Source organism: Ruegeria sp. BG10, from assembly GCF_056538575.1.
Window position 1 is genome coordinate 492,501 of sequence record NZ_JBQFTI010000002.1, and the last position, 10,821, is coordinate 503,321.

A 10,821-nucleotide genomic window follows, 5' to 3' on the forward strand; every position below is an offset into this window, starting at 1 on the left:
CAGAGAGGTCTTGCGTCATGGCTACCCAACATTCCCGCTCCGTTGCGCGCCTGATGATGGCACCCGCAGTGGTCCTGCTTCTCGGCTGGATGCTCGTGCCGCTGACGATGACGCTGTATTTTTCCTTCAAAAAATACCTGCCCTTGCGCGGCGGTGATCTGGGCTGGGTCGGGTTCGACAACTACGTCCGGTTCGTCTCGTCCAGTTCCTTCTGGCCCGCGGTTCAGGCGACATTGATGATCGTCGGCGGCGTGCTGGTGATCACGGTGGTTCTGGGCATCCTGCTGGCGATGCTGCTGGATCAGCCGATGTGGGGCCAGGGTGTCGTGCGCATCCTTGTCATCGCCCCGTTCTTTGTCATGCCGACCGTGTCCGCGCTGGTCTGGAAGAACATGTTCATGGACCCAGTGAACGGTTTGCTGGCGCATCTGTGGCGCTTTTTCGGGGCCGAGCCGATCTCGTGGCTGTCCGAAGCCTCAATGACCTCGATCATCATGATCGTGTCGTGGCAGTGGTTGCCTTTCGCCACCCTGATCCTGCTGACCGCGATCCAGTCGCTGGACAGTGAACAGCTGGAAGCTGCCGAGATGGACGGTGCGCCGGTGCTGAAACGGTTCTATCACATCGTCCTGCCGCATCTGAGCCGCGCGATCACGATTGTGATCCTGATCCAGACGATCTTCCTTTTGTCGATCTTCGCCGAGATCTTCGTGACCACCGGCGGCGCATTCGGCACCCGCACACTCACCTACCTGATCTTCCAGCGCGTGCTGGAAAGCCAGAATGTCGGCCTTGGATCAGCCGGAGGTGTCTACGCCATCATCCTTGCCAATATCGTTGCGATCTTCCTGATGCGCATCGTCGGCAAAAACCTGGACGCGTGAGGAGGAACGAACCATGGCCCGCGCAGTCACAACGCAACGCAAAACGATCAACACGGCCATTGCCTGGGCGATCGGTCTGCTGATCTTCTTCCCGATCCTCTGGACCATCTTGACCAGCTTTAAGACCGAAGCACAGGCCATTGCCAGCCCGCCGCTGTTTCTGAACTTCGACTGGACGCTTGAGAACTATGCCATCGTGCAGGAACGCTCGGACTACATGCGGTTTCTGTGGAATTCGGTCATCATCGCGGGCGGCTCGACCATTCTGGGCGTGATCATCGCAGTTCCGGCAGCTTGGGCCATGGCCTTCGTGCCGTCCAAGCGCACCAAGGACATCCTGTTGTGGATGCTGTCCACCAAGATGCTGCCAGCCGTCGGCGTGCTGTACCCCATCTATCTTCTGTTCATCCGGCTCGGTCTGCTGGACAGCCGCGGGGGGCTGGTTGTGGTCCTGATGCTGATCAATCTGCCGATCATCGTCTGGATGCTTTACACCTATTTCCGCGAAATTCCGGGGGAAATTCTGGAAGCCGCGCGAATGGACGGCGCCACGCTGAAAGAGGAAATCCTTTATGTTCTGACGCCAATGGCCGTGCCTGGCATCGCCTCGACCGTTCTGCTGAACTTCATCCTGGCCTGGAACGAGGCGTTCTGGACCCTCAACCTGACCGCCGTTGATGCGGCTCCGCTGACGGCCTTCATCGCCAGCTATTCCAGCCCCGAGGGCCTGTTCTTTGCCAAGCTCAGCGCGGCCTCGACCATGGCGATTGCGCCAATCCTGATCCTTGGCTGGTTCAGCCAGAAACAACTTGTCCGCGGCCTGACCTTCGGCGCTGTGAAATAAGGAACACGACACATGGGACGTATTCAACTCAAGTCCGTGACCAAAAGCTTCGGCGATGTGCAGGTCATTCCCCCACTGGATCTGACCATCGAGGATGGCGAATTCACCGTCTTCGTCGGCCCATCGGGTTGCGGCAAATCCACCCTCCTGCGTCTGATCGCAGGGTTGGAGGACATCACCACCGGATCTGTCGATATCGACGGTGCGGATGCAACGGATGTGCCGCCCGCCAAGCGGGGTCTGGCGATGGTGTTTCAGTCCTATGCGCTCTATCCGCATATGACCGTGCGCAAGAACATCGCTTTTCCGCTGCGCATGGCCAAACTGGATCAGGCCGAGATCGACAAGCGCGTCGAAGGGGCTGCAAGCGTGCTGAACCTGACCGACTATCTGGACCGGCGCCCTGGTCAATTGTCCGGCGGACAGCGCCAGCGCGTCGCCATCGGGCGGGCCATTGTGCGCGAACCGGCGGCCTTTCTGTTTGATGAGCCGTTGTCTAATCTCGACGCCGCTCTGCGCGTTGGTATGCGGCTTGAGATCAGCGAACTGCACGAACGCCTCGCGACCACGATGATCTACGTCACGCACGATCAGGTCGAAGCCATGACAATGGCTGACAAGATCGTGGTTCTTCAGGCCGGCGTGATCGAACAGGTGGGCAGCCCGCTGGACCTCTATCGCACGCCGCGTAACCTGTTTGTCGCGGGGTTTATCGGCTCACCGAAAATGAATTTCATCGAGGGCGAAGAAGCTGCAAAACACAGTGCCCATACCATCGGTGTGCGACCTGAGCATATCGCCGTGTCTGACAGCGAGGGCACGTGGTCCGGCGTGGTTGGAGTGTCCGAACATCTCGGCTCGGACACGTTCTTCCACATCCATGAGACGGGGCTTGCCGAAACAATCACCGTCAGGGCGGATGGTGAGGTCGGGTTCCGGCACGGAGACCGGATTCATCTGACACCGCGTGCGGATGTGATTCACCGATTTGACGCGCAGGGGTTGCGGATCGAATGAAACGTCTCGACGGCAAAACCGCACTCATTACGGGTGCTGCGCGGGGAATCGGGCTGGCCTTTGCCAAAGCTTATGTGTCCGAAGGTGCCCGGGTTGCCATCGCAGATATAGATATCGACAGGGCGCAGAGCGCCGCCGCCGCAATCGGTGAGGCCGCAGTGGCCGTCGAAATGGATGTTACCTATCAGACCAGCATCGACAACGCGGTCCGGAATGTGGCGAAACGTCTGGGACCCATCGACATCCTGATCAACAACGCGGCCATCTTTACGGCCGCACCCATCACCGAGATTGACCGCGCCGACTATGACCGCGTGTTCGACATCAATGTCGCCGGCACGCTTTTCACCATGCAGGCCGTCGCCCGGCACATGATCGCAAACAACGTAAAGGGTCACATCATCAACATGGCCTCTCAGGCCGGGCGGCGTGGAGAGCCTTTGGTCGCGGTGTATTGCGCCAGCAAGGCAGCGATCATTTCGCTGACGCAGTCGGCGGGTCTCAACCTGATATCGCATGGCATCAACGTCAACGCCATCGCGCCGGGTGTTGTGGATGGTGAACACTGGGACGGCGTGGATGCGTTTTTCGCCAGATACGAAGGCAAGGAACCGGGTCAGAAAAAGCGCGAAGTTGCCGCCGCGGTCCCCTTTGGCCGCATGGGCAGCGCCGAGGACCTGACGGGAATGGCGGTGTTCCTGGCCACGGATGACGCCCGCTATATTGTCGCCCAGACCTACAATGTGGACGGCGGGAACTGGATGAGCTGATGGACCCTCAGGCTGCCGCAAATCCCCCCATGAAACTGCGTCGCGACCGACTGCAGGACCTGCCCGGGACGGTCAAAGCGCCAAAGTACCTGGGCCAAGACCTGAAGCCCGGCATGGTTCATATCGGGCTGGGAAATTTCCACCGCGCGCATCAGGCCTGGTATTTTCACCGGTTGATGCAGCAGGGTGTTTCCCATGACTGGGCCATTGTCGGTGCCGGGGTACGCACCTATGACGCCGCCATGCGGGAAAAGCTGCTTGCGCAGGACTGTCTGACGACGCTGATCGAGCTGGACCCGTCGGGCATGTCGGCCGAGGTCACCGGTCCGATGATCAACTATCTGCCGATCGAGAAAGGCAACGCGCCGCTGATCCGGCAGATGTCCGATCCTTCCATCCGCATCGTGTCCCTGACGGTGACAGAGGGCGGATATTACCTTGACGCAAACACCGGTGAATTCGACACCGACCACGAAGATATCCAGCACGACGCCCGCAACCCGCAGCATCCAAACACGGTGTTCGGGGCCATCGTCGCCGCGCTCAGACAGCGCCGGGACGCGGGGCTGGACTCGTTTACCGCGCTGAGCTGCGACAACCTGCAGGGCAACGGTGCAATTCTGCGCAACTGCATCACAAGGTTGGCCCGGCTGTCGGACCCGGACCTTGCCGACTGGATCGACCGAAACGCTGCATTCCCCAATTCGATGGTTGATTGCATTGTGCCCGCCACCACGGATCAGGTCATCTCGCAATGTCGCGCCCTGGGCATAGAGGACCTGGCCCCGGTGACGCATGAGAATTTTCGCCAATGGGTGATCGAAGACAGGTTCTGCGCCGGGCGGCCACCGCTGGAAGATGTCGGCGTCACGATGACGAATGACGTCCATTCCTATGAGATGATGAAGCTTCGCATTCTGAACGGGGGTCACCAGATCCTTGCAAATGTCGGTGAAATCCTTGGCATCCCAACCATTTCCGATTGCATGCAGGACAAGCAGGTATCGGCGTTTTTCCGAAAGGTTCAGGCGGCCGAGATCCTGCCGCATGTTCAGGCTGTGCCCGGAACGACGCCCAAGGACTATCTGACTCTGGTCGAAGGCCGGTTTGCGAATTCTGCCATACGCGACACAACCCGCCGTGTCGCCTTTGATGGCTCGGCCCGGCACCCCGGTTTTCTGCTGCCGTCGCTGCGCGACGCGATGAAAAGCGGCGCGCCAGTGAGCGGTCTGGCATTGGCGGCGGCCTTTTGGGCCCGGATGTGCGTGGGAACGCGCGAAGACGGAACCGAGATTGCCGCGAACGATCCGATATGGGATGCGCTTCTGCAATCCGCCCACGCTGCCAGAGGAAACCCGCAGGTCTGGATTGACCAAACCGGTCTTTACGGCGACGCAGGCCGGGACGCGCGTTTTTCGCAGGCGTTTTCGAACTGGCTGCGCGAGATCTGGCATAATGGCAGCAGGCAGGCGATTGACAGCTACCTGCGGAATGACGGATCAGGGTAATCGGTCGGGCATCCATTGCTCTGAGTGGCGGGTGCTGTCGTCTGAACGGGTCTCGCATTCATATTCAGAAAATGTCCTTGGCCTTGCTATCATTGGCGCGGGGCCGTGACCCCGGAAAGATCGGGGTGCAGAGTATGAGTTCGGAATGGCAGGCGCGGGCAGCACAACGGATCGTGATCCGAAACAAGGGGCTGTCAGCGACGTTTTCACCGCTGGGCGCAACGCTGTGCGACCTGCGGCTTGCTGGCGTCACCCACCCGCTGATCCTGGGGTGGGCAAACCCGGACGACTATCTGCGCAATGACGACTATCTGGGCCCCATTGTCGGTCGCTGCGCGAACAGAATTGCACGGGCGACCTACAGCCTGAGCGGACAGCAGTTCTCACTGGATCGCAACTTCCGCGACCGGCACTGCCTGCACGGCGGGCGGGACGGGGCCGCAGTACAGATGTGGCAAGTCACGCGGCAATCCGAAACCTGCGTAACTTTCGCCCTGGTTCTGCCTGACGGGCATATGGGTTTTGGCGGGACGTTGTCCGTCGAAGCCCGGTTCCGGGTCGAAGCGCCGGCCACGCTTGTGCTGGAGATTGAGGCCCGGTCAGAGGGTGACACCATCTGCAATTTTGCGCCGCACAGCTATTTTAACCTGAACGGAACCGGTGACATCACGGACCATGTCCTGCAGGTGTTTGCGAAACAGTACCTGCCGGTTGATGATGATCTGATACCGCAGGGCAGCCCCGCACCCGTCGAAGGCACGGATTTTGACTTTCGCGAGCCCAGGGCGATTGGAAAGTTCCCGTATGACCACAACTACTGCGTTTCTCATGGCAGGACCGCAGAGAAACCCGTGGCGATGCTGCATTCGCGCGATTCAGGTGTGCGGCTGGAACTGTCTTCGACCGAACCGGGGCTGCAGGTCTATTCAGGGATGCATCTGAACCACGCCGGCAAGGCGACGCTTTCGGGGGAAGGCTACACCGCATTCGCAGGTCTGGCACTGGAACCTCAGTGCTGGCCGGATGCGCCGAATAACCCGGATTTTCCCGGTGCGGTTCTGCGGGATGGACAACTGTACCGCCACGTGTCGCGGTTCGCGTTCAGCCGTGACGGGGCTATCGGGGATTGAACGCCATCGTCGCCGCTGTTGACCGCAGCGGTCCGATCCATCATCCTGACCCCTAACAGACTGGCCCGGCGCAGTAATTTTCACGTTGCGGTCATTTGCTCGTATTTTTGGCAAGGCCCGCGACATGTCCGAAACATCGCAGAAGCAATATGTGCTGGACACACATCGCGCCCGTGACCCCGAGCAAACATTGCAAATCGTAAAGCCCCGGCTGAAAGAGATGGGCATTACCCGGATCGCGAACCTGACAGGTCTGGACCGGATCGGGCTGCCCACCGTGATGGTGGCCCGGCCGAACTCGCGCTCGGTTGCGGTTTCACTTGGCAAAGGCTTGTCTCTGCGCGCGGCTGAGGCCTCAGGCGTGATGGAGGCGATCGAATCCTGGCATGCCGAACAGGTCCAGCTGCCGCAACGCCTTGCCAGATATTCCGACCTGATCGGCGAGGCGTCGGTTGTGGATGTCGACAGGCTGCCCCGGGTGACCGGCGCGCGCTTTGACCCGCATTGCAATATGCTATGGGTCCGGGGGCGGGATCTGTTCGCCGATTGCAACTGCTGGGTTCCGCTTGAGATGGTTGATACCGACTACACGGCCCGGCCTGTCGGCGGTCAGGCCGCTTTTCCCCGCACCACCAACGGATTGGCGTCTGGCAACAATCTGGCTGAGGCCAGTTGCCATGCAATCTGCGAATTGATCGAGCGCGATGCGACAACGCTTTGGCATCACCGGCAACAGGCCGCCCGCCTTGATCCGGACAGTATCGACGATACCCGCTGCCAACAGGCGCTGGAGATGATCACCGCCGCCGGGTTGGAGGTTGGGGTGTGGAACACAACCTCGGATATCGGGATTGCCTGCTTTCGCTGCGTGATCTGCGAAAAAAGTGACCAGCCCGGCCACATCGGTATCGGAGACGGCTGTCATCCGGATCGCGCCATCGCCCTGCTGCGCGCCCTGACCGAAGCGGCGCAGACACGGCTGACCTATATTTCCGGCGCCCGCGACGATCTGGACCCTGACGAATTCACCGACCGGGCAAAGATCGAACGCAGCAAATACGTGCGCGATCTGATCGACGGCTCGATTGCCGGACAGCAATTCGCGGATTGCCCGTCCTTTGTTACCGGCGCATTTGAGGAGGATCTGAACCTGCTGCTGGCGCGGTTGTCTTCGGCGGGGATATCGCAGGTCGTCACGGTGGATCTGTCACGACCGGGTTTTGACATCGCAGTTGTCCGGGCCGTTATCCCGGGGCTGGAGGCGCCGCACGACGATCCGGATTACGTTCCCGGCACGCGGACGCAACGTATTGTGGAAGGGCTCGAATGACGGCCGTTGTTTTCGTGGGCCCAACCCTTTCGCGTGATGCGGTGTCCGAGCATCTGGACGCCACAGTTCTTCCCCCTGTGCGGCAGGGCGATGTCTATCGGGTCGCGCGCTCCAAACCCTTGGCAATCGGAATAATCGACGGGTATTTCGAAGGTGTCCCTTCGGTCTGGCACAAGGAAATCCTCTGGGCAATGGAACAGGGCATTCCGGTCTTCGGCAGTGCAAGCATGGGCGCGTTGCGGGCTGCCGAACTGGCCGATTTCGGGATGATCGGCGTCGGGCGCATTTTCGAAGAATACCACAGCGGGGTCCTTACGGATGATGATGAGGTCGCCGTTCTTCACAGCCCGGCCGAGCTGGGCTTCCGGCCCCTCAGTCAGCCGATGGTGTCCATCCGCGCCACCGCAGAGCGGGCTCAGGCGGCCGGGGTTTTGCCGGAGGAAACCGCTGCCGATTTGCTGCGATGCGCAAAGGCGATCCATTATCGCAATCGCGACTGGCCGGGCATCATCGCCGCGATGAAAGGGCACAGCGGCATTGAAGGTTTTGCAGACTGGATCGCCGACGGCAGCGTCGACGCCAAGGCCGAAGACGCCCGCGCCATGCTGGTGCGCATGTCCGAATATCTGGCCGGCACCCCCCTGCCCCCGACCAATACGGCCCGGACCGAACCCACGCTGATGTGGAAAGCACTGCGCAACCGCGTCGATGTGGCAGACATAAAACATGATAAAGCCGTGATCGACGAGCTGAGGTTGAGACCCGATCTCTTTTTTCAGATGCGGGACCGCGCTGTCTTGGCTCTGCTGTCGCAACAGGATGCAGCCAGACAGGAACGCGAACCGGACCGAGACGCTCTGGTCAGGCAGATGGCCGATCACAGGGGCAAAGCGGGGCTTTCGCGACGCTCTGATCTGATGGCATGGCTTGAGGCGAATGACCTCAGCCCCGAAGGGTACGAGGCGATGCTGGCCGACGCTGCCCGGGTCGATGCCGCAAAGACCGCGCATTGCGGCCAACTGGATGCCCCGCTTCTGACCGAACTGCGTCTTTCGGACCGCTTTGCCGAACTGCGCGACCGCGCGGCCCGCAAGGCGGGCCAGACCGCCCCGGACAACACATCCGGCGCGGACCGGTTGCGCATTCTGATGTGGTATTTCGAAACACGACTTGACCGCGAGGTGCCCGATGATCTTGAATCATACGCAGTTTCTCTCGGCCTTGCCGGGCGTGACGCGTTTTACGAATTGATAGAAGCTGAGTTTTTGTTTTGCCATGGGGCAGCCGATCACCGGGAGTCCACCGCACGGGTGGCCGAACCGCCTGATCGGACCTGATGCGGGAGGGCGTATTGTGAACTTACCCGAACATACCGACAATGAAGAGCCCGGCACGCGGTTCCTGCTGTTTCCGCAATCGCCCTTTCTGGAACCCGACGCGCAACTGGAACTGGTTGAGGTTTCGGCCCCGCAAGGCAGCATCGGGCCCGGCCCGTCCGGCCCGCGCATGTACACCGTCAACCCGGTGGGCAAAACCACGCCCTATGGCGCGATCGTGCCGGGTCCGGACGGGCCGGGCATGTATCTGCCCCCGTGGGACGGCTATATCCAGCCGCCCGCCATGCCGGACGAGTTTGGCAATTTCATCCACATTGATCCCTCGGACCCCGCCTTCGAGGCCGCGCATCTGTTCGGGTCCGCGCATTTCACCATGGATGTCTGGCAAGGTTATTTCGACCGTCCGATCCCCTGGCATTTCGCCCGTGATTTCAACCGCCTGGAGCTGTCGCTGTTGCCCAGTCTCGACAATGCGCATATCGGCTGGGGGTTTCTGGAAACAGGCGGCACGCATGAACACGGCGATGAATACCGCCCCTACAGTCTGAATTTCGACGTGGTGGCGCATGAGATCGGGCATGCCATCATCTACAGCGTGATCGGGATGCCGTCCGACGGTGATGCCTCGGGCGAGTATTATGGGTTTCACGAATCCGCGGCGGATATGGTGGCGCTGCTTGCTTCGCTGCATTTCGGATCGGTTGTCGAGACGCTGCTCGAAAACACGCGCGGAAACCTCTATACGTTCAATCGTCTGAACCGTTTTGCCGAACTGTCAGAAAACGCGCAGATCCGCGTCGCGGCCAACGACCGGTCCCTGTCTGAATTTGCCGACGGTTGGTCCAGCGAACACGCCCTGTCCGAACCTTTGACCGGCGCAATGTTCGATATTTTCGTCGACATCTATCATGAGCGTTTGCTGGTGCACGGCCTCATCTCTGCCGAAGAGGAACACCTGTCGGATCAGTTGGAGGACTCGCCGGACTACAACGAGGTGATGCAGGGTATTTTCGACGCGCGGTATGCAGAGAACCCCGACGGTTTCCGTATCGCCCTTCTTGAGGCGCGGGATTACCTGGGTACCTACTTGGCCGACGCGTGGGAACGGCTGGACGCCGATATGCTTAGTTATTTCGGGGTCGAAAGAGCTCTGTTGGCGGTCGATCAGGAAATCACCGGCGGCGCGTTCAGCCGGATCATCCAGGGCAACTTTCGCATGCGCGACATCGGTCTGACGACCGCCGGCCCGCGTATGCCCGATCCGAATGAAGACAGCCACGCGAATTCGGTTCGAACACGGGTTCCGGGCTGACGGCTAAAATCCTTTTTTTTTCAGCCGTTTTGTGGCATTTAGACGTGGGGTGATTTTTGTGGAACATTTTTTGCCTGCACTTAGTCAGGCTGCATTGAGGGGGAGATGAGGTCTCTGACAGCGTCAAGCCCAAAGTTGGGAGGGAGTGATATGTCTGAGTCATTGCTCAGTTTTTCAGAAGTGTTGCTGTTTGGTCGTGTACTTGAAGATTTCAAATACGATAAGAACGCCTTACCAAAACGTGGAAAAGGCAAGAACAAACATTTGGAAGATCAGCTTGCACTGACCGACCCGAAATTTGCGCGGATTTACTCGTTTTCCTTTGAAGGCACACACTACGATTTGCCTGAACCCGCGATTTTCCTGGTTGACGGACCGGGAGAGAGCGCAACGGATGACGAAAATCTTTTTCCCGATCAGAACCTTCCGTACAATTTGTCTCAGCAGGTTGGCGGCAATTCGGGTGCGAATTACGATCCAAAGAAGGATACAACAAGGCAAGCAGCTCGTGCTCCGCTTGATCCATCCAAAACTGGTGTAGCAAGCGCTGATTACCAGATCGCGAATGACATTAAGTTCTGGCCCTATGATAAGGCCGACTTCACCATTCGGATGGACGTAATGACCGGTATGATCGAACAAGTCCTGCTCGACATCTATTTCGGCTTTGACAGCCCGGCGATCAGCGG

General features: G+C 59.7%; 9 protein-coding genes and 1 pseudogene. All 10 read left to right on the forward strand.

Annotated elements, in window-relative coordinates; genetic code table 11:
- Positions 1-17: 17 nt before the first annotated feature.
- Positions 18-884, forward strand: coding sequence for a carbohydrate ABC transporter permease (locus ACR0D8_RS13215; RefSeq protein ID WP_170435930.1), 867 nt, complete (start codon positions 18-20; stop codon positions 882-884).
- 13 nt (positions 885-897) lie between these two features.
- Positions 898-1,728, forward strand: a complete 831-nt coding sequence (locus ACR0D8_RS13220; RefSeq protein ID WP_475164134.1) for a carbohydrate ABC transporter permease — start codon at positions 898-900, stop codon at positions 1,726-1,728.
- Positions 1,729-1,740: 12 nt separating this feature from the next.
- Positions 1,741-2,745, forward strand: coding sequence for an ABC transporter ATP-binding protein (locus ACR0D8_RS13225; RefSeq protein WP_480647095.1), 1,005 nt, complete (start codon positions 1,741-1,743; stop codon positions 2,743-2,745).
- Entirely contained in the window at positions 2,742-3,515 is a 774-nt protein-coding gene (locus ACR0D8_RS13230; RefSeq protein ID WP_480647097.1) for an L-iditol 2-dehydrogenase, read from the forward strand. Before ACR0D8_RS13225 ends, ACR0D8_RS13230 begins: the two co-directional genes overlap by 4 nt.
- 29 nt (positions 3,516-3,544) lie before the next feature.
- Positions 3,545-5,023 carry a mannitol dehydrogenase family protein gene (locus ACR0D8_RS13235; protein ID WP_480647099.1) on the forward strand — a complete coding sequence of 493 codons (1,479 nt, stop codon included), beginning with the start codon at positions 3,545-3,547 and terminating at the stop codon, positions 5,021-5,023.
- 134 nt (positions 5,024-5,157) lie between these two features.
- Complete coding sequence (locus tag ACR0D8_RS13240; RefSeq protein WP_480647101.1) at positions 5,158-6,153, forward strand: aldose epimerase family protein; 996 nt, start codon at positions 5,158-5,160, stop codon at positions 6,151-6,153.
- 124 nt (positions 6,154-6,277) lie between these two features.
- Entirely contained in the window at positions 6,278-7,483 is a 1,206-nt protein-coding gene (locus ACR0D8_RS13245; RefSeq protein ID WP_480647103.1) for a YcaO-like family protein, read from the forward strand.
- Positions 7,480-8,820, forward strand: coding sequence for a TfuA-like protein (locus tag ACR0D8_RS13250; protein ID WP_480647105.1), 1,341 nt, complete (start codon positions 7,480-7,482; stop codon positions 8,818-8,820). The genes ACR0D8_RS13245 and ACR0D8_RS13250 overlap by 4 nt, the downstream gene beginning before the upstream one ends.
- A 16-nt stretch (positions 8,821-8,836) precedes the next feature.
- Positions 8,837-10,132, forward strand: a complete 1,296-nt coding sequence (locus tag ACR0D8_RS13255; protein WP_480647107.1) for a gluzincin family metallopeptidase — start codon at positions 8,837-8,839, stop codon at positions 10,130-10,132.
- A 150-nt stretch (positions 10,133-10,282) separates the two neighbouring features.
- Positions 10,283-10,821: pseudogene (locus tag ACR0D8_RS13260) on the forward strand (hypothetical protein); the annotation flags it as partial.